At 63.7% G+C, this 25081-nt stretch carries 22 protein-coding genes and 1 pseudogene; 7 read left to right on the forward strand and 16 right to left on the reverse strand.

Annotated elements, in window-relative coordinates:
* Window positions 1–86: 86 nt before the first annotated feature.
* Window positions 87–1454 (reverse strand): group II intron reverse transcriptase/maturase, encoded by a 1368-nt coding sequence (gene ltrA / locus DBO86_RS12330; protein ID WP_108233196.1) that lies wholly within the window; start codon window positions 1452–1454, stop codon window positions 87–89.
* A gap of 757 nt (window positions 1455–2211) precedes the next feature.
* Between ltrA and DBO86_RS12340 the strand changes: the two genes are divergently transcribed.
* Window positions 2212–2871 (forward strand): endonuclease, encoded by a 660-nt coding sequence (locus tag DBO86_RS12340; protein WP_108233798.1) that lies wholly within the window; start codon window positions 2212–2214, stop codon window positions 2869–2871.
* An 87-nt stretch (window positions 2872–2958) separates the two neighbouring features.
* Here DBO86_RS12340 and hutC read toward each other — a convergent pair whose 3' ends face one another.
* The 5 genes from hutC to hutI form a co-directional block, all read right to left on the reverse strand.
* A complete protein-coding gene (hutC, locus tag DBO86_RS12345; RefSeq protein ID WP_108233799.1) occupies window positions 2959–3672 on the reverse strand; it encodes a histidine utilization repressor in 714 nt (237 codons plus the stop codon).
* Between the two features lie 215 nt (window positions 3673–3887).
* Window positions 3888–5423: a histidine ammonia-lyase gene (gene hutH, locus DBO86_RS12350; RefSeq protein WP_108233800.1), complete on the reverse strand. Its 1536-nt coding sequence runs from the start codon at window positions 5421–5423 to the stop codon at window positions 3888–3890.
* A 157-nt stretch (window positions 5424–5580) separates the two neighbouring features.
* On the reverse strand, window positions 5581–7254 hold the full coding sequence (hutU, locus tag DBO86_RS12355; protein ID WP_108233801.1) for a urocanate hydratase: 1674 nt from the start codon (window positions 7252–7254) through the stop codon (window positions 5581–5583).
* A 14-nt stretch (window positions 7255–7268) separates the two neighbouring features.
* Window positions 7269–8204 (reverse strand): formimidoylglutamase, encoded by a 936-nt coding sequence (gene hutG / locus DBO86_RS12360; protein WP_074855427.1) that lies wholly within the window; start codon window positions 8202–8204, stop codon window positions 7269–7271.
* Window positions 8194–9411: an imidazolonepropionase gene (hutI, locus tag DBO86_RS12365; protein ID WP_003463803.1), complete on the reverse strand. Its 1218-nt coding sequence runs from the start codon at window positions 9409–9411 to the stop codon at window positions 8194–8196. Before hutI ends, hutG begins: the two co-directional genes overlap by 11 nt.
* Before the next feature lie 226 nt (window positions 9412–9637).
* Between hutI and DBO86_RS12370 the strand changes: the two genes are divergently transcribed.
* Window positions 9638–10228: a HutD/Ves family protein gene (locus tag DBO86_RS12370; protein ID WP_075750194.1), complete on the forward strand. Its 591-nt coding sequence runs from the start codon at window positions 9638–9640 to the stop codon at window positions 10226–10228.
* Window positions 10229–10497: 269 nt separating this feature from the next.
* Window positions 10498–11802 carry an OprD family porin gene (locus DBO86_RS12375; RefSeq protein WP_108233802.1) on the forward strand — a complete coding sequence of 435 codons (1305 nt, stop codon included), beginning with the start codon at window positions 10498–10500 and terminating at the stop codon, window positions 11800–11802.
* A 59-nt stretch (window positions 11803–11861) separates the two neighbouring features.
* On the opposite strand, the gene DBO86_RS12380 is transcribed toward DBO86_RS12375, so the two are convergent.
* From DBO86_RS12380 to bioB, 10 genes and pseudogenes are all read right to left on the reverse strand, one after another.
* Window positions 11862–13640: an acyl-CoA dehydrogenase C-terminal domain-containing protein gene (locus DBO86_RS12380; RefSeq protein WP_108233803.1), complete on the reverse strand. Its 1779-nt coding sequence runs from the start codon at window positions 13638–13640 to the stop codon at window positions 11862–11864.
* 164 nt (window positions 13641–13804) lie between these two features.
* A pseudogene (locus DBO86_RS12385) lies at window positions 13805–14815 on the reverse strand (diguanylate cyclase domain-containing protein).
* A 160-nt stretch (window positions 14816–14975) separates the two neighbouring features.
* A complete protein-coding gene (locus DBO86_RS12390) occupies window positions 14976–16781 on the reverse strand; it encodes a phenylacyl-CoA dehydrogenase (protein WP_108233804.1) in 1806 nt (601 codons plus the stop codon).
* A gap of 169 nt (window positions 16782–16950) precedes the next feature.
* Complete coding sequence (locus tag DBO86_RS12395) at window positions 16951–17688, reverse strand: putative metalloprotease CJM1_0395 family protein (RefSeq protein WP_108233805.1); 738 nt, start codon at window positions 17686–17688, stop codon at window positions 16951–16953.
* Window positions 17689–17742: 54 nt separating this feature from the next.
* Window positions 17743–18042 (reverse strand): hypothetical protein, encoded by a 300-nt coding sequence (locus DBO86_RS12400; protein ID WP_108233806.1) that lies wholly within the window; start codon window positions 18040–18042, stop codon window positions 17743–17745.
* Between the two features lie 99 nt (window positions 18043–18141).
* Window positions 18142–18828, reverse strand: a complete 687-nt coding sequence (bioD, locus tag DBO86_RS12405) for a dethiobiotin synthase (RefSeq protein ID WP_108233807.1) — start codon at window positions 18826–18828, stop codon at window positions 18142–18144.
* A gap of 60 nt (window positions 18829–18888) precedes the next feature.
* Window positions 18889–19749, reverse strand: coding sequence for a malonyl-ACP O-methyltransferase BioC (gene bioC, locus DBO86_RS12410; protein ID WP_244185544.1), 861 nt, complete (start codon window positions 19747–19749; stop codon window positions 18889–18891).
* On the reverse strand, window positions 19742–20464 hold the full coding sequence (locus DBO86_RS12415; protein ID WP_108233808.1) for an alpha/beta fold hydrolase: 723 nt from the start codon (window positions 20462–20464) through the stop codon (window positions 19742–19744). Before DBO86_RS12415 ends, bioC begins: the two co-directional genes overlap by 8 nt.
* Window positions 20457–21626, reverse strand: coding sequence for an 8-amino-7-oxononanoate synthase (gene bioF, locus DBO86_RS12420; RefSeq protein WP_108233809.1), 1170 nt, complete (start codon window positions 21624–21626; stop codon window positions 20457–20459). Before bioF ends, DBO86_RS12415 begins: the two co-directional genes overlap by 8 nt.
* A gap of 88 nt (window positions 21627–21714) precedes the next feature.
* Complete coding sequence (gene bioB, locus DBO86_RS12425; protein ID WP_108233810.1) at window positions 21715–22773, reverse strand: biotin synthase BioB; 1059 nt, start codon at window positions 22771–22773, stop codon at window positions 21715–21717.
* A 196-nt stretch (window positions 22774–22969) separates the two neighbouring features.
* Here bioB and DBO86_RS12430 point away from each other — a divergent pair, with 196 nt between their 5' ends.
* From DBO86_RS12430 to DBO86_RS26675, 4 genes are all read left to right on the forward strand, one after another.
* Window positions 22970–23263, forward strand: coding sequence for a hypothetical protein (locus DBO86_RS12430; RefSeq protein ID WP_017675774.1), 294 nt, complete (start codon window positions 22970–22972; stop codon window positions 23261–23263).
* A 43-nt stretch (window positions 23264–23306) separates the two neighbouring features.
* The gene (locus tag DBO86_RS12435; RefSeq protein ID WP_108233811.1) at window positions 23307–24047 is read left to right on the forward strand and encodes a ComF family protein; all 741 of its coding nucleotides are present in this window, start codon (window positions 23307–23309) and stop codon (window positions 24045–24047) included.
* Between the two features lie 61 nt (window positions 24048–24108).
* On the forward strand, window positions 24109–24873 hold the full coding sequence (locus DBO86_RS12440) for a TOBE domain-containing protein (protein ID WP_108233813.1): 765 nt from the start codon (window positions 24109–24111) through the stop codon (window positions 24871–24873).
* Window positions 24874–24986: 113 nt separating this feature from the next.
* Window positions 24987–25081 (forward strand): hypothetical protein (locus DBO86_RS26675; RefSeq protein ID WP_244185501.1); only part of this gene is annotated, 95 nt, incomplete at its 3' end.

Here is a 25081-nt window from a genome sequence, read left to right on the forward strand (position 1 = left end):
AAATCGGGATAGGGGACGGCTACCGCCGTTCCCCTCCCACACCACCCGGCATGCGGGTCCGCACCGGGCGGTTCGAGATGTTGAGGTCAGGAGAGTCTTGGCATGCCCAGACGATCGAAATAGCTGATCGTCAATACTTGGTGTCCGGCAGTCAGGCTGTTATGCCACCAGCGGCGACTCAGCGCCGCAACCGATTGCGCCACGCTCTGCGTACCCCCTAAACGAAGCAGTTCCCGGTAGATCGTCTTGCCGCGTCGCCACTGTTTGAGTTGAAGGGCTCGTAGCCTTCGACGCATCCACTCATCCAGCCTTCGCCAGACTCGCGGGGTTTGCGCCAAGCTGAAGTAGCCTTTCCATCCCGGCAGATAGCTGCAAAGCTTTTCGATCACCTCGGCAAGGCTGCGCCCGCCATTACGGCGAGTACGCTGCCTGATCTGCTGCTTGAACACCCCCAGTGCCTTCTTCGAAACGGCACGCCGCACCTCACCATCGTGGGTTTGCCATAAGCAGTATCCGAGGAAGTTACGTTCAAACACGCTCGCCACTGCACTTTTCGATTCATTGATCTTCAGGCGCAGCTTGTCGTAGCAGCGTTTGAGGAGGGCCATCACCCGCTCGCCAGCCTTCTGGCTGCGCACATAGACGTTACAGTCGTCGGCGTAACGGGCAAAACGATGTCCTTTGCGTTCAAGCTCTTTATCCACCTCGTCGAGCAGCACGTTAGCCAGTAGTGGCGACAGTGGCCCACCTTGCGGCGTGCCTTCCAATCGCTCGATCACTACACCACCATCCATGATTCCAGCATTTAGATAGGCCCGCACCAGCCGGATCACGCCAGCATCATTCACGCGCCTACTCAAACGCTCTATCAGGATGTCGTGGTTGACCCGGTCGAAGAACTGGGACAGATCAACGTCCACCACGACGCAGTAGCCTTCTTGGGCATACCGTTGGGCAGACAAAACCGCATCCCAGGCTCGGCGACCTGGCCGGAATCCATGGCTATGCTCGCTGAAAGTGGGATCAATCAGCGGTTGCAGCACTTGCAGCAGCGCTTGCTGGATCAGACGGTCGGTCACACTGGGGATGCCCAGCTCTCGTTCACTTCCGTCTGGTTTCGGTATGCATACGCGCCGTACTGGTAATGGCTGGTAGGTTCCCGCCAGCAGTTGCCGTCGGATACTCGACCATACCTGCCTGAGGTGGGCTTCGGTCTGCACTATGTCCAGGCGATCCACCCCAGCACCTCCCTTGTTCGCCTTCACGCGCTTCCAGGCGCGCTGCATATTCTCCTGTGCGACAACCTGTTCCAACAGGCATCGCCCTGCATCCCCCAACCCTTGGCGCGGGAGGCGTGCTTCATCGCTGGACGGTAGCATCGAGGCTTCACCTCGATCCTGGACGCCCCGCCCCGTTCTCACAGGCATCTGATGCAATGCACGGCTCATCGACAAGACGTTTGATGCTCCTTCTCGTTCGGCCCTTCGTCTGGTGTTTCGAGCCTACAGTGGCTCAGCTATTCGACTACTACGGCCTCTGCTGACTTCTCGCTCCGATCAAGCACCGTCGCCCTTTCAGGCGTAAAGCGAGATCTCCCCAGGTAAGAACGCACTCCTTCTCTGCACAACCGCCGGATTTACGCCGCTTCGCCTTGGCCACGAGAGCTTCGCGATTCCTTGCCCGCTCGCCCTGCTCGGCAGCGCCTCATATCCGATTCTTGTCCATCGGCTCGCAGATTACGCTCCACGCTTCCTCCCCACGCTCGGTCACCCTTACGCAGTTGCGCTTCGCTTCGTTCACTGTGGCCAGCTCACGGGAGGACTTGCACCTCCAAGAGTGCGCCCATGCTGGGCGCACAAAGAAAACCCCGCGATTGCGGGGCCTTGCAGACTGTTGTCCTGACATCCTTGATCTGCTCACCATCCTGGCGGCTGTCCAGCGTGTCCCTGTTCGTCTAGGCGCTTCCTGCGCTGAATCCATGTGCAGCAGAGTACGCCCGTACCTGATCGACCGACAGTGGCGAAAATCGTGACATCGTGTAAGCCATGGCTTACACGAGTTCTCCCTCTGTCAGCCGTCTGACTTTGCCCGGGCCATTCCAGGTTTGGAGAAAGCATTTGGCCATGTTTTTTGTGACGTACGTCTTGCTAGACTGCATCTTGTCCTACAAAAACAACAGACTCCGACAACGGCAGTCACTGGGGCTAGAGTATGCGCGCAGTCACCTTGCTTCTTGGTTGCCTGGCAACCTGCATCAGCTGCTTCTCCCTGGCCAATGGCCAGACCCAACTGGGCGACGTCAAACAGGCCATCGATCAGGCGTTCTGGCAGGATCTTTACGGTAATGGCGGCACCACGCTCTATTGCGGCCAGACCTTCGCCCGCGAAAGCGGCACCCTCACTGCCAGCCCGATCTACAGCAGCAAGCAGCTCAAGAGCGCGATGCGCTGCGTCACCGACCGCCAATGCACCATCATGAACCCGCGCTATCCGTACATCGTCGCCGACCTGCACAACTACTACCCGGCGCTGACCCGCGTGGAGCTAGCGCGACGCAATGCCCAGTTCGCCGAACTGGCCGATGATGTACCGAGCAAGTTCGCCGATATCGGCTGCGACCTGAAAACCAGCTTCCAGCTGGTAGAGCCGCGTGGCGAAGCCAAGGGCAATATCGCCCGGGCAATCTTCTACATGCACATCGAATACGGTTTGCCCATCGTCGGCCTGGTGCCGATGTACAAGGCCTGGCACCGCATGGACCCGCCGGATGCCGAAGAAAAGGCACGCAACGACAAGATCGAGGTGCTACAGGGCACGCGCAATCGCTTTATCGACGATCCTGCGCTAGTGGATCAGCTGATCAGCGACTGACCCCGAACGCAGTGGCAGGGGCTTTAGCCGCGACGGGAGACGGCCCTGGATCGCCGGCAAGCCGGCTCCTACGGATGTGCGGAAAGCCTAGCCTCTGCGTTTGTGCAGCGAGCGCAGTTTGTAGCGGTCACCGGGATGGATCAGCCGGGCATAGCTGATCAGGTGATCGTCCGACCAGGTGCGACGGATCACGCTCAGGCAGGGCATGGCCGGGTCGATCTGCAGCAGCTCGGCCGTGCACGCATCCACCAATACCGCTTCGAGCACATGCTCGACATCCGAGATCGGGCAACTGGCGACCAGCACCTCGTTGGGGGTGACCTGGGTGAAGTCGCTCTGCAGGTAATGCGGCACCCAGCGCGGGTTGACGAAGCGATCCTCGAGCTGGATCGGCAGACCGTCCTGCAGGTGCACGAGGATGCTGTGAAACACCTCGGCGCCCAGGCGCAGCCCCAGACGCAGGGCCACTTCGTCATCGGCGGCGATGGCCTCGCAGCGCACCACTGCGTTGCTGTAGGCATGGCCGCGGCCGCGCACTTCGCTGGCGATGTTCATCACCTCGTGCAGAGGCGACTCGGCCTTGCGGTCAGTGACGAAGGTGCCGAGCCCGGCCTGACGCACCAGATAACCCTTCTGCACCAGATTCTGGATCGCCTTGTTGGCGGTCATGCGGCTGACGCCGAAGTCGCGCGCCAATTGCTCCTCGGGCGGGATCTGGTGGTTGACCGGGTAGGCGCCGCCGTGAATGCGCTCGAGGAGGAAATCCTCGATGGCCTTGTAGCGCGGGGTGGGACTGGTCACGGCTGCTCCTTGGATATGCCCGGTGCGCGGATGATACATTAGCCATACAAGTGATCTCGTAGGAGCCCCGCCTCGGGGCGAAAGCGGTCGCGGCCACTGCGCAAGACCTGCGGCGTAACCAGCATTCGCCGCGGGGCGCGGCTCCTACACAAAGACCGTAGCCCAATGATCCGGGGCCTGATATCAAGGCCTCGGATCGCATCCGCGCAACGCGATCACCTCACCGAAGGCAGCATCCCGGCCGGCAGCAGCGGCGTTAGCACGCGCTCGGCGAGCAGAGCATCGGCAGCGGCGATGTCCGGGGCGAAGAAGCGGTCCTCGACGTAGTACGGCACCTTGGCGCGCAGCGCCTGACGCGCCTGTTCCAACGCAGGGGTGCTCTTCAGCCCTTCACGGAAGTCCAGGCCCTGGCAGGCGCCGAGCCATTCCACGGCCAGCACGCCACGGGTGTTGGCGGCCATGTCCCTCAGGCGTTTGCCGGCAGCCGGGGCCATGGAAACGTGGTCTTCCTGGTTGGCCGACGTCGGCAGGCTGTCGACGCTGTGCGGGTGGGCCAACGCCTTGTTCTCGCTGGCCAGGGCCGCAGCGGTGACCTGGGCGATCATGAAGCCGGAGTTGACCCCGCCATTGGCCACCAGGAACGGCGGTAGCTGCGACATGTGCTTGTCCATCATCAGCGAGACGCGGCGCTCGGACAGCGAGCCGATCTCGGCGATGGCCAGGGCGATATTGTCGGCGGCCATGGCCACGGGTTCTGCGTGGAAGTTACCACCGGAAATCACCTCGCCTTCAGCGGCGAACACCAGCGGGTTGTCGGAGACCGCGTTGGCCTCGACGCCGAGCACCTCGGCAGCCTGGCGCAGCTGGGTCAGGCAGGCGCCCATGACCTGCGGCTGGCAGCGCAGCGAGTACGGGTCCTGCACCTTGTCGCAGGCGGCGTGGGAGCGGCCGATCTCGCTGCTGTCGCCGAGCAGGTGACGGAACGCCGCTGCTGCGTCGATCTGCCCACGCTGGCCACGAGCCGCGTGGATGCGCGCATCGAAGGGCGAGCGCGAACCCAGCAGCGCCTCGACACTCAGCGCACCGCAGACGCTGGCGGCGGCGTAAAGGTCTTCACCTTCGAACAACCCACGCAAGGCGTAAGCAGTGGATACTTGGGTGCCGTTGAGCAGCGCCAGACCTTCCTTGGCAGCCAGGGTCATCGGCTCCAGGCCGGCGATGGCCAGCGCCTCGCTGGCCGGCAGCCATTGGCCCTTATGGCGCGCCTGGCTTTCGCCGAGCAGCACGAGCGACATATGCGCCAACGGCGCCAGGTCACCGGAGGCGCCGACCGAGCCTTTCAGCGGGATATGCGGGTAGACCTCGGCGTTGACCAGGGCGATCAGCGCCTCGATCACCTGGCGGCGAATGCCGGAAAAGCCGCGTGCCAGGCTGTTGATCTTCAGCAGCATGATCAGCCGTACCATGGCATCGCTCAGCGGCTCGCCGATACCGGCGGCGTGGGACAGCACCAGCGAGCGCTGCAGCTTTTCCAGGTCGTCGTTGGCGATGCGGGTCGAGGCCAGCAGGCCGAAACCGGTGTTGATGCCGTAGGCGGTGCGGCCCTCGGCGATGATCTGATTCACGCAGGCGACGCTGGAGTCGATGGCCTGATGGGCGCTGGCGTCCAGGGTCAGGTGCACGGGGGCCTGGTAGGCGGCGCGCAGGTCGGCCAGGGTCAGTTGGCCGGGTTTCAGGTTCAGGGTGGTCATGAGGTGTTCTTCCAAAGAGCGTGTTCAAAGTCTCGCGAGCTAGAGCCAAACGGTGGCGCAAATGGCTGAGGACGCGGAGTTTACGAGCTGTAAATGAGCAGTCCGAAGTCGTTTGCAACGCCGTTTGGCCGACGCGCAGCAGACTTTGGATATGCTCTCAGCCGATCATCGGCAAATTCAGACCTTGCTCCTTGGCGCAATCGATGGCGATCTGGTAACCGGCATCGGCGTGACGCATCACGCCGGTGCCCGGGTCGTTGGTCAGCACGCGGGCGATACGCGCGGCAGCTTCGTCGGTGCCATCGCAGACGATGACCATACCCGAATGCTGGGAGAAACCCATGCCGACGCCGCCGCCGTGGTGCAGCGAGACCCAGGTGGCGCCGCTGGCGGTGTTGAGCAGAGCATTGAGCAGCGGCCAGTCGGACACGGCGTCGGAGCCGTCCAGCATCGCCTCGGTCTCGCGGTTGGGGCTGGACACCGAGCCGCTGTCCAGGTGGTCGCGGCCGATGACGATGGGCGCGCTCAGCTCACCCGAACGCACCATCTCGTTGAACGCCAGGCCGAGCTTGGCGCGCTGGCCCAGACCGACCCAGCAGATACGTGCCGGCAGCCCCTGGAACGAGATGCGCTCGCGGGCCATGTCCAGCCAGCGGTGCAGGTGGGCGTCGTCCGGGATCAATTCCTTGACCTTGGCGTCGGTCTTGTAGATGTCCTCGGGGTTGCCGGACAGCGCCGCCCAGCGGAACGGGCCGATACCGCGGCAGAACAATGGGCGGATGTAAGCCGGGACGAAACCGGGGAAGTCGAAGGCATTGCTCACGCCCTCATCAAAGGCCATCTGGCGGATGTTGTTGCCGTAGTCGAAGGTCGGCACGCCCATCTTCTGGAAGTCGAGCATGGCCTGCACGTGCACGGCCATGGACTGCTTGGCGGCCTTGACCACGCCAGCCGGGTCGGTGGCGGCGCGATCCTTGTACTCGGCCCAGCTCCAGCCAATCGGCAGGTAGCCGTTGAGCGGGTCGTGGGCGCTGGTCTGGTCGGTGACCATATCCGGGCGAACACCGCGCTTGACCAGCTCCGGCAGGATTTCGGCGGCATTGCCCAGCAGGGCGACGGAGATGGCCTTGCCTTCTGCGGTGTACTTGGCGATGCGCGCCAGGGCATCGTCGAGGTCAGTGGCCTGCTCGTCGACATAACGGCTGCGCAGGCGGAAATCGATGCTGCTCTGCTGGCATTCGATGTTCAGCGAGCAGGCGCCAGCCAGGGTCGCGGCCAGCGGCTGGGCACCGCCCATGCCACCGAGGCCTGCGGTCAGCACCCAGCGGCCTTTGAGGTTGCCGGCGTAGTGCTGGCGACCGGCTTCGACGAAGGTTTCGTAGGTGCCCTGCACGATGCCCTGGCTGCCGATGTAGATCCAGCTGCCGGCAGTCATCTGGCCGTACATGGCCAGGCCCTTGGCATCCAGCTCGTTGAAGTGCTCCCAACTGGCCCAGTGCGGCACCAGGTTGGAGTTGGCGATCAGCACGCGCGGTGCGTTGCTGTGGGTCTTGAACACGCCGACCGGCTTGCCGGATTGCACCAGCAGGGTCTCGTCGTCATCCAGGTTGGTCAGGCTCTCGACGATCTTGTCATAGCACTCCCAGTTGCGCGCGGCGCGGCCGATGCCGCCGTACACCACCAGCTCCTTGGGGTTCTCGGCCACGTCCGGGTCGAGGTTGTTCATCAGCATGCGCAGCGGCGCTTCGGTCAGCCAGCTCTTGGCGGTGAGCGTGGTGCCACGCGGGGCGCGGATCTCGATATCGCGGTATTTATTGGTCTTGGTGGTCACGTCGGACTCCTGGCTCAGAGGCTCAGCAGATGAATCAGCCGCGCCGCCACCTTGGCGGTGCGGTTGTCGATGTCGTATTCGGGGTTGAGCTCGGCCAGGTCGGCCAGGCGCAGCTTGCCGCTGGCCTTGAGCCGTTCGAGCAGCGGTTCCAGCAGCTCCAGGCGCACGCCACGGGCGGCTGGCGCGCTGACGCCCGGCGCCTCGCAGGCCGGCAGCACGTCGATGTCGATGGTCAGATAGAGCGCGTCGCACTCGGCGGTGAAGGCGTCCAGCTCGGCGCCGATGCTCTCCAGGGTCGACTCGCGGATCTGGTGATCCTCGCGCACCAGCACGTTCAGCTCGGCGGCGCGGGCGAACAGCGCGCGGGTGTTGCTGGCGCGGCTGACGCCGAGGCAGGCGTAGCGGAACGGCCAGCCGCGTGCGGCGCACTGCTCGGCGATCTGCGCGAAGGGCGTGCCGGAGGAATGCACATGGGCCGGGTCGCGCAGGTCGAAATGGGCGTCGAAATTGATGATGCCGATCTTCGGGGCGGCCTGGCCACTGAGATGCTCGGCCAGCCCGGACCAGCTGCCGAAGGCCACTTCATGACCGCCGCCGATCACCAGCGGCAGATGCCCGGCGTCCAGCAGCGCACAGACGTTATGACCGAGGCGGGCCTGCGCCGCTTCCAGATCGCCATCCTCGCAGGTGACGTCACCCGCATCGTAGGCCGGCGCCTGTCGGTGCCAGGCCAGATTGGCCAGGGCCTTGCGCACGCTTTGTGGCGCAGCGGCGGCACCGACGCGACCCTGGTTGCGGCGCACACCTTCGTCGCAGGCAAAACCCAGCAAAGCCAGGCCCGGCTGGCTGTCTTCGGTAAGCGAGCGAATGCGCTGGTGCCAGCGTGCGCTATCGGCTTCCGGGTCGGTTCGACCGCTCCAGGCGGCCATCGAGTGACGATCAGCGGGCATAGGTCACGACTCCATTGAACACGCGCTGGCGCAAACGTCCGGCCTGCACCGCGTAGGCCAGTTCGGCCGGTTGCCGGATACCCCACAGGCACAGATCCGCCGGCGCGCCGACGGCGATGCAGCCGAGGTCGTGCAGGCCGAGGGCGCGGGCGCCGTGGGCGGTCATGCCGGCCAGGGCTTCGCGCGGGGTGAGGCGAAACAGGGTGCAAGCCAGGTTGGCCATCAGCGTGGGCATGCAGATCGGCGAGGTGCCGGGGTTGGCGTCGCTGGCCACGGCCATCGGTACGCCGTACTGGCGCAGCAGTTCGATGGGCGGCAGCTGGGTTTCGCGCAGCACATGGAAGGCGCCGGGCAGCAGCACGGCAACGGTGCCGGCCTCGGCCATGGCGCGCACGCCGGCCTCGTCGAGGTATTCGATATGGTCGGCGGACAGCGCACCGTAACGTGCGGCCAGGGCACTGCCGCCGAGGTTGGACAGTTGCTCGGCATGCGCCTTGATCGCCAGGCCATGGGCGCGGGCTGCCTGGAACACGCGTTCGCACTGCGCCGGGGAAAAGCCGATGCCCTCGCAGAATACGTCCACCGCATCGGCCAACCGCTCACGGGCAGCGGCCGGGATCATCTCGTCGCAGACCAGGCTCACGTAGTCGTCAGCGCGCCCGGCATATTCCGGCGGTAGAGCGTGGGCACCGAGCAGGGTGGTGAGCACCCGTACCGGACGCAGTTCGCCGAGGCGACGGGCCACGCGCAGCATCTTCAACTCACTTTCGACGGTCAGACCGTAACCGGACTTGATCTCCAGCGTGGTCACACCATCGGCCAGCAGCGCATCGAGACGCGGCAGGCTGGCGGCGATCAGTTCGTCCTCGCTCGCTGTACGAGTGGCGCGCACGCTGCTGAGAATGCCGCCACCGTTGCGGGCGATGGTTTCGTAGCTGACACCTTCCAGGCGCTGCTCGAACTCTCCAGCGCGGTTGCCGGCATAGACCAGATGGGTGTGGCAGTCGACCAGGCCTGGGGTCATCACGCCGCCGCTCCCCACCTCGACTGCACCTTGAGCCAGCGCCTCGTCGAAGGTGCGCGACGGCCACAGACCGGCAATGCGACCGTCCTCGACCAGCACGTTCATCGCCTCGTCCAGCTGCGCCAGGCCATCGAAGACCTGCACATCGCGCCAGAGCTGTTTCGAGGTGGAATGCATCGGCATGGGATTCTCCCGGCTTGTTTTGTATATACAATATGAGTGGATCGAATCGGCGTCAAGCCGGGAGCAACAGCCTGACCTTATGATCACAAGACCAGACAAGGCATGTGCAGTACGGCTTGATACCCTGAATAGAGCGTTACCGGCCTCTGTCTGGAGACATCTTCGCCGACCTTGCGATCGGAACCGTTTGTCGCCCAGCCACTATGTATATACATTTGGAGAGATCATGCCCTGCACCCTGCTCGACCCCGCAACTGCCCGCGCAATGCCCTGGAAGAACGGTGGCGGCTCCACCGTGGAATTGGCCATCTCGCCAGTGGGTGCCGGCCTGGAGGATTTCGCCTGGCGCATCAGCACTGCGCAGGTGGCGGTGGATGGTGCCTTTTCCAGCTTCCCGGACATCGACCGCAGCCTGGCCGTGCTCGCCGGTAACGGCGTGTGCCTGCACCGCGCCGACGGGCAGCGCGAAATGCTGCTCAGCGGTGGCGCCATAGCGGTGTTCGGCGGCGAAGAGGCGATCAGCGCCCATCTGCTGGACGGCCCGATCACCGATCTAAATCTGATGACGCGACGCGGCGTCTGGAAGCATGAATTGCAGTTGCTCGAGTGGCAGGGCGAACAGGCGCTGCAGAACGATGCCGAGATTTTGCTGCTGTGGAATGCCACGCCCGAAGCTCTGCATTATCAACTGCCGGAGGGCGGTCAGCAGGTGCTGGCAGCACACAGTGGTGTGCTGCTGGAGAACGAGCAGGGGCGCCTCACACTGGAAAGTGATCAGCCATCGCTACTCTACGTTGGCCGAATGCGCAGAGGCTGAGCACCAGAAGAACTGCTGGACGCCAAAAGCGACGTCCACACGATGCCAATGCGCCATTGCGTCGGTATCTGACCGCTGACCGTCGCTCTCACCCATTACCTCCCCCCTCACCTCCGTACCCTCCCCCGGGTTCGCCGAATGCGAACTCGGGGGATTCGCTGCTTCACGGCCAGCACATCAGCCCTTTCAACACTCTCGCCAACCAAGGGAGGACGCGACACCCCTTTCTCTGCCGCCAACGATGTCTAAAAACATACGGAGAGCAAGCCATGTCATTTCGCAGAAAAACACTACTGGCCCTGGCCATCAGCACCGCAACGGGGGCACCACTGGCCTTGGCCAGTCAGGCCGAAAGCCAGGGTTTCATCGAAGACAGCCACCTGAAGTTCATGACCCGCAACCTCTACTGGAATCACGATCGCCATGGCGGCGCTGATGACCGGCGAGAATGGGGCCAAGGTTTTCGCCTCGACTACACCTCCGGCTATACCCAGGGCACCCTTGGCTTCGGCGTCGACCTGAGCGCCTATTCGGCGATCAAGCTCGATGGTGGTCGTGGATACTCCGGACAGGCGGGCGTACTGGTACCGGATGGCGAAGGCACCAAGGACGCAGCAGGCTCTGCCGGCGCCTCGGTGAAGATGCGCCTGTCCAACACCGAACTGCGTTATGGCAACAACCTGCGTCCTTACAACCCGGTTTTCGCACCGGCCGATGCGCGCCTGGTTCCGGGCACCGCTACCGGATTCTGGCTGACCAGTTCAGAGTGGACAGGCCTGGACCTCGAAGCCGGACACATGACCGCCTCCAAGGACTTCAACAGCACAAACAACGACGATGATTTCTACGCATCCTACGCCGGCGTCAGCACGGATACCGTGGACTTCGTCGGCGGCAACTACGCCATCACCGACAATCTCAGCGTCAGCCTCTATGGCTCGGAGTACAAGGACATCTGGCGTCAGTACTACGCCAACACCAACTACACCTACTCGCTGAGTGACGATCAGAGCCTGAACTTCGACTTCAACATCTATCGCTCGAATGACGAAGGTCGCAAGCTGGCCGGCGAGATCGGCGTCACCGCCTGGTCGTTCGCCGCCGCTTACAGCGTCGGCGCGCACACCTTCAAGGTGACTCACCAACGCATCAATGGCGACCAGCCATTCGACTACCTGGGCATGGGGCCAGGCACTTTCCATGATTCCATCTACCTGGCCAACTCCTCGCAGCTGGTGGATTTCAACGGCCCGAACGAACGCTCCTGGGGTCTATTCTACGACCTCAACATGGCCAGCTATGGCGTGCCCGGTCTGACCTTCCACGCCCGCTACATCCGTGGTACCGACGTCGATGGCAGCAAGATGGATCCGAGCAGCCCCTACGCCTACTACGCTGACAGCGAAGACCACTGGGAACGCGATCTCGCCGTGGGCTATGTGGTGCAGAGTGGCCCGGCCAAGGACCTGTCCTTCAAGTTGCGTCAGGCCACCCACCGTATCGGCAACGGCAAGTCCGACGTGTCCTCAGATCAGGTTCGCCTGATCATCGAGTTCCCGTACGAGATTTTCTGACCCTGTAAATGCACAAGCCCCGGCACTCAGGCCGGGGCTTGCGTACGCACCACACAGGATCAGAACTGCGCAGCATCCAACAGATACAGCGACTCGCTACCGGCCTTGACCGACGCACTCAGCGAGTGAATGCGCGGCAGCAAGCGGGCGAAGTAGAAGCGCGCGGTACCCAGCTTGCTGGCGTAGAAATCGTCCTGATCTTCCTTGCCCAACGCTGCCCGAGCCATCAACGCCCACATATAGGCATAGGCGGTGTAGCCGAACACGTGCAGGTACTCCACCGAGGCCGCACCGATTTCGTTGGGGTTGCCCTTGGCACGGTCCAGTACCCAGGCGGTCAGCTCGTCGAGGTTGTGCACGGCAGCTGCCAGCGGCTTGGTGAACTCGGCGAGGTTGGCGTCAGCCGAAGCGACGAAGGCCTTGATCTCGTCGGCCAGGTGCTTGTAGAAGCTGCCGCCGCTGCCAACGATCTTGCGCCCCATCAGGTCCAGCGACTGGATGCCGTTGGTGCCTTCGTAGATCTGGGTGATGCGGCAATCCCGAACAAGCTGCTCCTGGCCCCACTCGCGGATGAAGCCGTGGCCGCCGAAGATCTGCTGGCCATGCACGGTGGTTTCCAGCGCCATGTCGGTGAGGAAGGCCTTGGCCACCGGGGTCAGCAGCGCCACCAGCTCGTCGGCACGCTTGGCGGTGTCCTTGTCCTCGCTGTACTTGGCAGTGTCGAGCTGCATGGCGACGTAGCTGGAGAAGGCGCGACCACCCTCGTTCAGCGCTTTCATGGTCAGCAGCATACGGCGCACGTCCGGGTGCACGATGATCGGGTCGGCGGCTTTGTCCTTGGCCACCGGGCCGGTCGGCGCGCGGCTCTGAATACGCTCGCGGGCGTACTCGATGGCGCTCTGGTAGCTGCGCTCGCCCAGGGCCAGGCCCTGGATGCCAACGCCCAGACGCTCGTAGTTCATCATGGTGAACATGGCGTTGAGGCCCTTGTTCACCTCGCCGACCAGGTAACCGGTGGCGCCGTCGAAGTTCATCACGCAGGTGGCCGAAGCCTTGATGCCCATCTTGTGTTCGATGGAGCCGCAGCCCAGCGCATTTTTCTCACCGAGGGAGCCGTCGGCATTGACCATGACCTTGGGCACCAGGAACAGCGAGATGCCTTTCGGGCCCGCCGGTGCGTCCGGCAGCTTGGCCAGCACCAGGTGGATGATGTTTTCGGTCAGGTCGTGCTCGCCACCGGTGATGAAGATCTTGGTGCCGCTGATCTTGTAGCTGCCATCTGCCTGGGGTTCGGCCTTGGTGCGGATGATGCCCAGGTCGGTGCCGGCGTGCGGCTCGGTCAGGCACATGGAACCGGCCCAGACGCCGGCGTACATGTTCGGCAGGTACTGCGCCTTGAGCTCTTCGCTGGCGTGGTTGAGGATCGACAGGCAGGCGCCGGCGGTCAGCATCGGGTACAGGCCGAAGGACAGGTTGGCCGAGTTGACCATCTCCTCGACTTGGGCGCCGATCACCTTGGGCATGCCCATGCCGCCGAACTCCGGCGAACCGCCTACGCCGACCCAGCCACCCTCGGCGTAGGTCTGGTAGGCCTCGGGGAAGCCGGCCGGGGTTTTCACCGCGCCGTTGTCCCAGGAGCAGCCCTCTTCGTCACCGCTGCGGTTCAGCGGGGCGATGCTGCCCGCGGTGACCTTGCCGGCTTCTTCGAGGATGGCGCTGGCGGTCTCGGCATCGACCACCTCGGCCAGGGCCGGCAGTTCGGCCCAGAGCTTGGAGACTTCGAAAACTTCATTGAGCACGAAGCGCATGTCGCGCAGGGGGGCTTTGTAATCGGCCATGACACATCCTCGAAAACAGACTTACGTGAGTGGACCGAGTTTACTTGAACAACTTTATAGACACATAGGGTCTTGTTGTGACCAGCAGTTCACAGGCGGTCACTAACTATCTGATTGACTGAGGGCAAGGAAAACCCCTGCTGACCGCTCGTCTGCCAGCGCAGCTATTCGCGCCCGGCGGTCAGTTTCACAGCTCCGCGACGCTGGCCAGCGCTACGGATGCAATTGCGCCCGGCGGCCTTGGCGCTGTACAGCGCCTTGTCCGCCTCCTTGATGACCTCCTGCAGCGTGCGTTGCTCGACCTGACGCTCGGCGACGCCCATGCTCACGGCCACCGACACCTCACTGGCGGCCTTGCCGGCCCGGCACTACTTGCCTTCGCGGTCATTACGCGGGCGGCGTTGCGGATCACGCAGTTGCATGCGGTACTACTCGATGGCCAGATGCACTGCCTCGATGTGCGGCAGGGATTGCTCCACGCTCTTGCCGGGAAACAGCAAGGTGAACTCCTCACCGCCATAGCGGTAAGCCTTGCCGCCACCGCACTATGCTGATCATCACCTGCAACGCGTTGGCCAGGATGAACACCAGCGGCAACATCCACAGCAGACCGCACAGCCCCACCAATTGCGCCGCGTGCAGTGGCCTGGGCTTGCAGATAGACCAATTGCGCCAGGTTCATTCAGGCACCATGCAGCGACGGCCAGTGAATCTGTGCCAGCCAGTCGGGGATACCCTGTAGATAACGCCGCGCCAGACCAAAGGCCAGCGCGCTGACTGCCAGCAGCACCAAGGCGCGGGCGAGCATGTCCTGCGCCAGGTGCGAGCGCTCCTCCCAGCAGCCGTAGAGGGCATAGAGCAGCGGTAGCAAGACAGATCAGATGGAAGACCAGAGCCGCATCGTCGCGTATCTGGCCATTGTCACGGAAGTGATCGACCTGGATATCCAACAGGAAGTAGCCGACATACAGCGCCAGCAGCAGAAACACCTCGCGCTGACGGCCATAGACCAGACAGAACGCACCGCCGAGCAACAACAGCAGCGTCGGCAATACATTGAACAGGGAGATGAAGAACTCGCTCAGCCCTGGCAGCAGAGCAGCCACTATCCCACCGGCCAGCAAAGGCAGCGACGAGAAGAAGTGACTGAGGCGCAAATTGGCCGGACGGATCACGCTGACATCCTGGGCGAGAGATGAAGGCATTCTGCCTGCTTCGCCTGTTGAAAACAGCGACAGGATGCGACATTCCCTTCAGTACCCGGCGCAAAAACGACAACGCCGCCCCGAGGGGCGGCGTTGTGATTCAACCGAAAGAGATGGCTCAGAGCCAGTCTTAGAAGCCCAGAGCGAAGTGCTCTTCTTCCATCTCCATCAGGTTGCTGGCGCCCGACAGCATGGCTTCGACATGCGTACGGGTGCGCGGCAGGATGCGCGCGAAGTAGAAGCGAGCGGTCTGCAGCTTGGCTTTGTAGAAAGCCTCGTCATCAGTACCGGCAGCCAGCTTCTCGGCAGCCAGACGCGCCATGTCGGCCCAGAAGTAGGCCAGGCAGGCGTAGCCGGAGTACATCAGGTAGTCCACGGAGGCGGCACCGACTTCCTCGCGATCTTTCATCGCGGCCATGCCGATCTTCATGGTGATGTCGCCCCACTCCTTGTTCAGCTTGGCCAGAGGTTCGACGAATTCCTTGACGGAATCGTTGCCCTCGTTGGCCTGGCAGAACTTGTGCACGATCTTGGTGAAGTTCTTCAGGGCGCCGCCCTGAGTCATCAGCACCTTGCGGCCCAGCAGGTCCAGCGCCTGAACGCCGGTGGTGCCTTCGTACATCATCGAGATGCGGCAGTCGCGCAGGTTCTGCTCCATGCCCCACTCGCTGATAAAGCCGTGGCCACCGTAGATCTGCATGCCGTGGGAAGCGGCTTCGAAGCCCACTTCGGTCATGAAGGCCTTGGCGATCGGAGTCAGGAAGGCCAGCAGCTCGTCGGCGGCCTTCTTCTCTTCTTCGTCCTGGCTGTGCTGAACGATGTCCACCTGCTTGGCGGTGAAGTAGACCATGGCGCGGTTGCCTTCGGCGAACGCCTTCATGGTCAGCAGCATGCGGCGTACGTCCGGATGCACGATGATCGGGTCAGCGGCTTTTTCCGGCGCTTTCGGACCAGTCAGCGAACGCATCTGCAGACGCTCGCGAGCGTACTTGATGCCACCCTGGAAGCCGACTTCGGCGTGGGCCAGGCCTTGCAGCGCGGTCCCCAGACGAGCGGTGTTCATGAAGGTGAACATGCAGTTCAGGCCTTTGTTGGCCGGGCCGATCAGGTAGCCGGTGGCGCCATCGAAGTTCATCACGCAGGTGGCATTACCGTGGATGCCCATCTTGTGCTCGATGGAACCGCAGGAAACGGCGTTGCGCTCGCCTACGCCGCCTTCGGCGTTGGGCAGGAACTTCGGCACGATGAACAGCGAGATACCTTTGGTACCGGCCGGTGCATCGGGCAGGCGGGCCAGAACGATATGGACGATGTTGTCGGCCATGTCGTGCTCACCAGCGGAAATGAAGATCTTGGTGCCGGAAACCTTGTAGCTGCCGTCGGCCTGCGGTTCGGCCTTGGTGCGCAGCATGCCCAGGTCGGTGCCGCAATGCGGCTCGGTCAGGCACATGGTGCCGGTCCACTCGCCGGAAACCAGTTTGGTCAGGTAGGTGTGCTTCTGCTCGTCGGTACCGTGAGCACCGATGGTGTTCATCGCACCATGGCTCAGGCCCGGGTACATGCCCCAGGACCAGTTGGCCGAACCGACCATCTCGCTGATGGCCAGACCGAGGGATTCCGGCAGACCCTGGCCGCCGTGCTCGACGTCATGCGCCAGGCTCGGCCAGCCGCCTTCGACGAACTGCTGATAGGCCTCTTTGAAGCCGGTCGGGGTTTTCACGCCGGATTCGCTCCAGGTGCAGCCCTCGGTGTCACCCACACGGTTCAGCGGCGACAGCACCTGCTCGCAGAACTTGGCGCCTTCTTCGAGGATGGCGTCGACCATGTCCGGAGTGGCGTCCTGGCAGCCAGGCAGGCTCTGGTAGTGCGCTTCATAGCCCAGCAGCTCGTCACGAACGAAACGAATGTCACGCAAGGGGGCCTTGTAGTCAGGCATAACGGTAAACCTCTGCGGTGGATTCCTAGTAGTTGGGGTGACCGTCTTGGCGGTCGCTCTCGGGATCACTCCCGGCTGCCTGGCCACGAGGCTGCGGCCGAAGCAATCAAACAGGCGTTTGAAACATACGTTTACGCCAACCCCTTGTCAAGCGCTGCCAATCGGCCGGCTACGCGACCAGATCGATGCGAGGCTCCGGCGCTGGCACCTCACCCAGACGCCGATACAGATCAAGATTAGGCGCTGGCGGCAAAGCCTGCTGCGACTGCTCGGCGGGCTGCTCATCCGCTTGTCTGGCTTCTTCACGTGCCTTGCGCTGCTCGACGGCGTTGGTGGCTTCCTCTCGCCGCTGCTCGGCCAGTTCGACGCGCGCCTGCGCCGCCTGCGCCTGAGCCAGAGCAGCTACACGCAGGTCCTGCGGGGAAGGTTCGATGGGCGCGAGTGCTGCACGCAGGACGATTTCCATCTTGCGCAACGTCGCTTCGGGATCATTGGGAACGGGAGCGGTGTCGATGCTGACTTCGCCGGAAACGGCGTAACGCTGCCCATCAGGGCCGCGCTTGAAGCTGTAAGTGGGCGCACCGGCGTATTGCCCACCAACGGCCGCGTGCGCCTGCTCGTGGGTGCGTACCTCGCGGTCACGTTGCACGAGATCGGCGATTTCCAGCTGCTGCTGGCGCTGCTCCTGAGGGCTTGGCTCGGGCTCGCCTGCGCGCGTCGATGAGTTGGCGTCGCGATCCGCCTCTTCTCGGCCGGAGGCAGCGGAGTCGGCCTGCTGCTCCTGCGGCGCGGCGACAGGCGCCTGGTCGGCACGGGCAATATCAGGGGAAACATCGGACGACAGCGGTCTCGCCGAACTGGCGGACGGCGCGGGAGTGAAAGGTGGCAGGCTACTGCCGATCTGCATGAGCGCCCTCCTGCCCCGCTGCTGGCCGCATCCGCGCGGCCGGGGTGAGACGACTTAAGCGCGGGTATCGATCAGGGTGCCCAGCACCTCGTCAGCCGTGTCGACGACACGCGCATTGGCGCGCACTTCGTTTTCACCGACACGCAGTGCGACGAGGCTTTCGGTCAGGTCGGGACGGCTACGCTCGGCAATCTGTGAGTTCGGGTTGACCTGATTTTGCGGCGGGGTCTGCGTGGTCTGCGGAGAAGGGTTGATGGTGTTGCTGGCGATATCACCGGCTGCCTGTTCGACACGGCGTTGCCCGGCCTGAATACCGTTCAAACCCGAATTGAATGCGTTGGCGGAGATTTCCATCGGCAGCCCCCTGAGGGATATAGAACCTAATGACGAGTATTGAAGCAGAAAGCGGCTAAAAAACGTACAGGCAAAAGGCTATGGTCACTTTACTGTTTATTACCAGTCTGCCAACAACTCGAGATTGAGGTGTTCCGCCACCGCCGCGGCCGTCACTTTGCCCAGGTGCGGCACACGCCCCAGACACGGCGCTGGCAGCCGCTCGCTGAGGGTGGCGAGATTGTCTTCCAGGCGTGAGGTCTTCGGCTCGACGATATTGGCCACCCAGCCGGCCAGCCTGAGCCCGTCCCGCTCGATGGCTTCGGCACTGAGCAATGCATGGTTGATGCAACCCAGGCGCACACCCACCACCAGAATCACCGGAATGCCCAGCGCCATCGCCAGGTCTGACAGGTTTTCCTCGCCGGCCAGCGGTACACGCCAGCCGCCTGCGCCCTCCACCAGAGAGAAGTCCGCGCCCTTGGCCAGGATCGCCCGTACCGGCGGCAGCAGGCTGGCAACATCCAGTTTGACGCCCACTTCACGGGCCGCCAGGTGCGGGGCAATGGCCGGCTCGAAGGCCAGCGGGTTGACCTCTTCATAGCGCAGCGGCAACGAACACTGGGCGAGCAAGGCCAGCGCGTCGTCGTTGCGCAGCCCATCGGCGGTTCGCATGCAACCGGAAGCGACCGGCTTGGCCGCTGCGGTGCTCAGACCCTGCTGGCGCGCCGCATGGAGCAGGCCAGCGGCAATAGTGGTCTTGCCGATTTCGGTATCCGTTCCGGTGACGAAGTAGGCTTGGGTCATCTGATCTTCCCGTAGGAGCGAGCTCTGCTCGCGAAGCGTGTTGGCGAGCGAGGCTCGCGCCTATGAAGGTTTCTGCAGCACGACGTACACCACCTGATAGGTCGCCGGCAGCCCTTGAGGCTGGCGAAAACACTCGTAAGCCTCGATCAGCGCACGAATGCGTGAGCGCCCGGTCAATCCGCCCGGTCGCCCCGGATTGAGGTTGTGCGCGCCGAGGTCCTTGAGTGAGGTGGTCAGGCTGCGCAGATCCGGGAAATGCAGGACCTCGGCCTGACGCTGTAGCGTCAGCGACTGCAGGCCGCTTGCCGCACACAGCTGCTGGTAATCCTCGAAGCGGCGAAAGCGATTGACGTGGACGAAACCATCGACCGCCAGCCAACTGTCACGCAGCTCCTGCAGGGTACCGACGCACAGGCTGGAAAACGCCAGCACACCACCAGGGCGCAACACCCGCCGCGCTTCGCTCAGCACACGCGGGAAGTCGGCACACCATTGCAGCGCCAGGCTGGAGAACAACAGCTCGACGCTGTCGCTTTGCAGCGGCAGCGCCTCGGCATCGCCAGCGATGAAATGTGCAGCACCGCCCTGAGGCCTGGCGTGGCGCAGCATGCCCTCAGCGATATCCACAGCCAGCCCTTCGCCTTGCGCATAACGTTCGCCCAGGGCGCGGGTGAAATAGCCCGTGCCGCAACCCAGGTCCAGCCAACGACGTGGCTGCAGCGAGGCCGGCAAACGCGCCAACAGTTGCGTGCCGACGTTGCGCTGCAACTCGGCCACTGCATCGTAACTTTCCGCCGCGCGGGAAAAGGACGCCGCGACCTGACGCTTGTCCGGTAACGCCGCATCACCGTAGGGTGCGCTGTGCGCATCAAGGGATTGGTAAAGCGGGTCCGTACCACGTACCCCACGCAGCTCAGACATCGCTGGCCTCGCAGATAAAATCGAGCATCAAGGCCGCCAGAGCATCCGCCTGGTCAAGTACGAAGGCGTGACCACAAGCTTCCAGCACGTCCATCTCACCCGTTGGCAACAGCGCCAGCAGCGCGTCACCGGCCGCCGCCGGCACCAGCGCATCCTGCTCGGCCAGCAGGTGCAATTGCGGCCCGGTGAAAGCCGCCAGCGCCGCGCGATTGTCCAGACTCGCCAGCAAGCGCAGCCCGGCCAGCAAGGATGGCTCGTCGCTGGACGCCAGATGGTTCTGCAACTGTCGTGACAGACCGCGCGTGTCGGCGCAGCCTTGGGCACAGAGCATGGCGAAACGCTTGAGGGTAGCGCCGGCGTTCTCCTGGCAGTCCTCATAAAAGGCTGCGTAAGTCTGCGCCGGCATTGCCGTCGGCCAGGCAGCGCTGGCGACGAAACAGGCGTTACTGGCCAGGGTGATCAGACCACGGCAACGCTCGCCGCGCCTTGCCGCCAGGGCAGCGGCCAACATGCCGCCGAGCGACCAGCCGGCCAGCCAGCAATCATGTGGCAAACACGTATCCAGCTCATCGAGCCAATCGGCCGCCGCTGCACTGCTCAGGCGCGGCAGGGCCGGCACCTGCACCTGAATTTCGCCGCCCAGCGCCTCGGCCAGCGGCTGCAGCACGGCCCCCTCCAAACCCCAACCCGGCAGCAGGATCAACTGCTCACGCATCGGTCTGCACCTGCGGCCAGCACTCGGCAAGCGCTTCGAGCAGCAGCTCGAGCTGCGCATCGCTGTGCGCAGCGGACAGCGTCACGCGCAAGCGGGCACTGCCAGCAGGCACGGTCGGCGGGCGGATGGCGCCCACCAGCAGGCCGCGATCCTTGAGCAGGGCCGAGAGTTTCAGCGCCCGCGCGCTGTCACCCACCAGAATCGGTTGAATCGGCGTGGGACTGTCCATCAGGCTCAGACCGATTTCGGCGGCGCCCTGACGAAAGCGCGTGATCAGTCGGTTCAGATGCTCCCGACGCCAGTGTTCACTGCACAGCAGCTCCAGGCTCTGCAGCGTGGCGCAGGCCACGGCCGGCGGCTGACTGGTGGTGTAGATGTAGGGGCGAGCGAACTGAATCAGGGTCTCGATCAGTTCCTCGCTGCCGGCAACGAAGGCGCCGGCGGTACCAAATGCCTTGCCCAGGGTGCCGACCAGCACCTGCACGTCATCCTGGCCCAGACCGAAGTGCTCGACGATACCGCCGCCGGTGACGCCCAGTGGGCCGAAGCCATGGGCGTCATCGACCATCACCCAGGCCTGCGTGGCGCGCGCCTCGGCACACAATGCCGGTAGATCGGCCAGATCGCCGTCCATGCTGAACACGCCATCGGTGACCACCAGGCAGTTGCCCGTCGCCTTGCGCAGGCGGTTGGCCAGGCTCACCGCATCGTTGTGCAGGTAGCGAGAAAAACGCGCGCCGCAGAGCAGGCCGGCATCGAGTAGCGAGGCGTGATTGAGACGGTCCTGCAGCACGCTGTCGCCCTGTCCGAGCAAGGCGGTGACGACCGCCAGATTAGCCATGTAACCGGTGGAGAACAGCAGTGCCCGCGGCCGGCCGGTGAACGCGGCCAGCGCCTCCTCAAGCTCATGGTGCGGTGTGCTGTGACCAATCACCAGGTGCGAGGCACCGCCGCCGACGCCCCATTTTTCCGCGCCCTGCTGCAGGGCGCGGATCACCTCGGGGTGGTTGGCCAGGCCGAGATAGTCGTTGGAACAGAAGGCCAGCAGTTCCTGATCGTCCGCGCGCACCTGCGGCCCCTGCGGGGTCTGCAACAGCGGGCGCTGGCGGAACAGATCGGCGGCCTGACGCTCGGCCAGGCGGCTAGCGAGATCGAAACTCATGCACGTTTCCCGTAGGAGCGAGCTCTGCTCGCGAAAAGCCAGGACAGGGTGTCATTCGCGAGCAGAGCTCGCTCCTACATAAAAGGAATCAGGCCGACGCGGCGTTGTAGAACAGCTTGGAATCGCGCTGCTCGACCAGCGCCTGCTCGATGGCCGCCTGGTGCACCTCATCGGCATGCTCTTCGCGCTCTTCGGGTTTGATGCCAAGGCGCTTGAACAGGGCCATGTCCTTGTCCGCCTGCGGGTTGGCGGTGGTCAGCAGCTTCTCGCCGTAGAAGATCGAGTTGGCGCCGGCCATGAAGGCCAGGGCCTGCATCTGCTCGTTCATCGCCTCGCGGCCGGCGGACAGACGCACGTGGGACCTGGGCATCATGATCCGCGCCACGGCCAGGGTGCGGATGAAGTCGAACGGGTCGACGTCCTTCTCCTCGGCCAGCGGCGTGCCCTTGACCTTGACCAGCATGTTGATCGGCACGCTTTCCGGGTGCTCCGGCAGATTCGCCAGCTGGATCAGCAACCCAGCGCGATCGTCCACCGATTCGCCCATGCCGAGGATGCCGCCGGAGCAGATCTTCATCCCCGCCTCGCGCACGTAGGCCAGGGTCTGCAGGCGTTCGCCGTAGGTACGGGTGGTGATGATGTTGCCGTAGAACTCCGGCGAGGTATCGAGGTTGTGGTTGTAGTAGTCCAGCCCTGCTTCGGCCAGCGCCTGGGTCTGCTCCTGATCCAGCTTGCCCAGGGTCATGCAGGTTTCCAGGCCGAGCTTCTTCACGCCTTTGACCATTTCCAGCACGTAGGGCATGTCCTTGGCCGACGGATGCTTCCACGCCGCGCCCATGCAGAAGCGCGTGGAGCCGATGGCCTTGGCCTCGGCGGCGGCCTTGAGCACCTTCTCCACCTCCATCAGCTTTTCCTTGTCCAGGCCGGTGTTGTAGTGGCCGGACTGCGGGCAGTACTTGCAGTCTTCCGGGCAGGCGCCGGTCTTGATCGACAGCAGGGTGGAGACCTGCACGCGGTTGGCGTCGAAGTGCGCGCGGTGCACCGTCTGCGCCTGGAACAGCAGGTCGTTGAACGGCTGCTCGAACAGCGCGCGAACCTCGGCGAGGCTCCAGTCGTGGCGGGTGGTGATTTCGGCGGTTGCGCTCATCTGAGAAGTCCTTCGACGCTTGGTGGCATCTGTTGTCAGGCCCACACGGGGCATTCAGGCTTTGGCCATCATAAGTGGCGATTGGATGCTGTCAACCACGACAAAGACACAGGTTTACATATGATCAAATAGTAACCAATAGAACTTATGTCATGGCACAAGGCCAAATGCTTACCCCTCCAACAGGATGCACTGCATGCAGGTAGAAGGTTTTTTCGAAGGACTCGGCGAAGCGCTGGGCCGTGCCATCCGTTTCATCGTCGACATGCTGTCCGGCGTGCTGGGCGCCATGGCCGACGCCATTGACGACTTTCTCCAGGGTATGGCCAGGGCCATTGGCATGGACGTGTCGATTTTCAGCATCATCCTGCTGATCATCGGCCTGCTGTTTCTGTTCAGCGGCGCTCGCTCACTCCTACGCGGCTCGATCATCGGCGGGGTGATCTGGCTGTTTCTCGGTCTGATCGTAATGGGCTGGCTCATCCGCTGACGCTGACTAAACTTCAGGCACCACTGCTCATGGACGAGCCGCCATGCCTCCGTTTGACCTCACCGTTCTGCAACGCCTTGCCTGGTTACGCCAACGGCGCCATTGCCAGCTCTGCGACGAAGCCACCGATCACCCCACGCACAGCATCTGCACGGCTTGCGAATCCGAACTGCCCTGGCTCGGGGCTCATTGCCAGATCTGTGCGGTGCCATTGCCGGCACCCGGCATGATCTGCGGCGCCTGCCAGAACAAGCCGCCGAGTTTCAGCCGCGTGGAGGCGCCCTGGCGCTATGCCTTTCCCGTCGACAACCTGATCACCCGTTTCAAGCACCAGGCGCAATGGCCACACGGTCGCCTGCTCGCCGAGCTGCTGGCTGAACACCTTAGCCATGCCTATGACGAAGGCCTGCCACGACCACAGGCGCTGCTGCCGGTGCCGCTGGCCCGCAAGCGCCAGCGACGACGCGGCTTCAATCAGGCACAGATGCTCGCCGACTGGCTGGGCGCCAGCCTCCACCTGCCGGTGCAACATGAATGGCTCCAGCGCCGCGTCGATACACCCGCACAGCAAGGGCTGGATGCCGCAACGCGCAAGCGCAATCTGCGTCAGGCCTTCAGTCTGGAACTGCAAGCCAAGGTCGCCGGCGCTCATCTGGCGCTGGTCGACGACGTGCTCACCACCGGCGCCACGGCGGGCGTGCTCGCCCACCTGCTGCGTCGCGCCGGCGCCCTGCGCGTCGATGTGTATTGCCTGGCACGCACGCCGCGGCCGGGCGATAGCTGACTTGACGCGCCAGGCGCAGTCACGCACCGTGCCCGACATTCTCCCTGGCCACGCCTCAATCATGTCGCAGCTCGATTCCATCGCCCAATTGCTCAGCCGCCGGCCGAAACGCCTGGCGCTGCTCGAGCAGATCGCCGAACAAGGTTCCATCACCCGCGCCGCCAAGGCCGCCGGGCTGAGCTACAAGGCCGCCTGGGACGCCATCGATGAGCTGAACAACCTGTCCGAGCAGCCACTGGTCAGCCGCAATGTCGGCGGCAAAGGTGGCGGTGGCGCACGCCTTACACCCGCTGGCGAGCGCCTGCTGGCACTGCAACAACGCCTGCAGGCGCTACAGGTGCAACTGCTGCAGGCCGCCGGTGATGACGCCGACCTGGAGCTGCTCGGCCGCCTGATGCTGCGCACCAGCGCGCGCAACCAGCTCACCGGCCGCGTGCGCGCGATTCACCCCCACGGGCACAACGACCTGATCGACATAGAACTACCAGGCGGCAGCCACCTGCAGGCGCAGATCACCCATGACAGTACGGAAAACCTGCAGCTGAGCGAAGGCAGCAGCGTGGTCGCGCTGATCAAGGCTGGCTGGCTGGAATTGCAGCCACTACAGGCGCCCCGTGCAGAACAGCACAACGCACTCGAAGGCCGTATCGAACAGATTCTGCCGGCCAGCGATGGCCCCAGCGATGTGCGCATCAGTCTGCCTAACGGTCAGACCCTGTGTGCCCTGCTCGAATCCGCTCGCCTGGCCGAGCTGGGCCTGCGCGTCGGCGATCCGGTGCGCGCGCAGTTCGCCGCCAGTCAGGTGCTGCTCGGTACGCAACTGTAGGGCGGGTGCAACCCGCCAGCACCGTAGCCCAATGAGATGGACTCCTCCCTCCTACGGCGTCATTGCGCCAGACTGTAGGTTACGAAACAAACAATCCCGGAGGGGGAGCCCGCATGAAACTTAAACGCATAGGCGTGGATTTGGCAAAGCAGGTTTTTCAAGTTCATGGTGTCGACAGCCATGAGCAGGTCAAATGCCGCAAGCAACT

Origin of the sequence: Ectopseudomonas oleovorans (assembly GCF_003052605.1) — a bacterium.
Taxonomy (GTDB): domain Bacteria; phylum Pseudomonadota; class Gammaproteobacteria; order Pseudomonadales; family Pseudomonadaceae; genus Aquipseudomonas; species Aquipseudomonas oleovorans_A.

What these genes read in the sequence shown, in the direction of transcription:
- DBO86_RS12340 (WP_108233798.1), top strand. Translation starts at nt 2,212, where the DNA reads ATGCGCGCAGTCACCTTGCTTCTTGGTTGCCTGGCAACCTGCATCAGC.
- hutH (WP_108233800.1), bottom strand. Translation starts at nt 5,423, where the DNA reads ATGACCACCCTGAACCTGAAACCCGGCCAACTGACCCTGGCCGACCTG.
- hutG (WP_074855427.1), bottom strand. Translation starts at nt 8,204, where the DNA reads ATGCCCGCTGATCGTCACTCGATGGCCGCCTGGAGCGGTCGAACCGAC.
- hutI (WP_003463803.1), bottom strand. Translation starts at nt 9,411, where the DNA reads ATGCCGATGCATTCCACCTCGAAACAGCTCTGGCGCGATGTGCAGGTC.
- DBO86_RS12370 (WP_075750194.1), top strand. Translation starts at nt 9,638, where the DNA reads ATGCCCTGCACCCTGCTCGACCCCGCAACTGCCCGCGCAATGCCCTGG.
- DBO86_RS12375 (WP_108233802.1), top strand. Translation starts at nt 10,498, where the DNA reads ATGTCATTTCGCAGAAAAACACTACTGGCCCTGGCCATCAGCACCGCA.
- DBO86_RS12380 (WP_108233803.1), bottom strand. Translation starts at nt 13,640, where the DNA reads ATGGCCGATTACAAAGCCCCCCTGCGCGACATGCGCTTCGTGCTCAAT.
- DBO86_RS12390 (WP_108233804.1), bottom strand. Translation starts at nt 16,781, where the DNA reads ATGCCTGACTACAAGGCCCCCTTGCGTGACATTCGTTTCGTTCGTGAC.
- DBO86_RS12395 (WP_108233805.1), bottom strand. Translation starts at nt 17,688, where the DNA reads ATGCAGATCGGCAGTAGCCTGCCACCTTTCACTCCCGCGCCGTCCGCC.
- DBO86_RS12400 (WP_108233806.1), bottom strand. Translation starts at nt 18,042, where the DNA reads ATGGAAATCTCCGCCAACGCATTCAATTCGGGTTTGAACGGTATTCAG.
- bioD (WP_108233807.1), bottom strand. Translation starts at nt 18,828, where the DNA reads ATGACCCAAGCCTACTTCGTCACCGGAACGGATACCGAAATCGGCAAG.
- bioC (WP_244185544.1), bottom strand. Translation starts at nt 19,749, where the DNA reads ATGTCTGAGCTGCGTGGGGTACGTGGTACGGACCCGCTTTACCAATCC.
- DBO86_RS12415 (WP_108233808.1), bottom strand. Translation starts at nt 20,464, where the DNA reads ATGCGTGAGCAGTTGATCCTGCTGCCGGGTTGGGGTTTGGAGGGGGCC.
- bioF (WP_108233809.1), bottom strand. Translation starts at nt 21,626, where the DNA reads ATGAGTTTCGATCTCGCTAGCCGCCTGGCCGAGCGTCAGGCCGCCGAT.
- bioB (WP_108233810.1), bottom strand. Translation starts at nt 22,773, where the DNA reads ATGAGCGCAACCGCCGAAATCACCACCCGCCACGACTGGAGCCTCGCC.
- DBO86_RS12430 (WP_017675774.1), top strand. Translation starts at nt 22,970, where the DNA reads ATGCAGGTAGAAGGTTTTTTCGAAGGACTCGGCGAAGCGCTGGGCCGT.
- DBO86_RS12435 (WP_108233811.1), top strand. Translation starts at nt 23,307, where the DNA reads ATGCCTCCGTTTGACCTCACCGTTCTGCAACGCCTTGCCTGGTTACGC.
- DBO86_RS12440 (WP_108233813.1), top strand. Translation starts at nt 24,109, where the DNA reads ATGTCGCAGCTCGATTCCATCGCCCAATTGCTCAGCCGCCGGCCGAAA.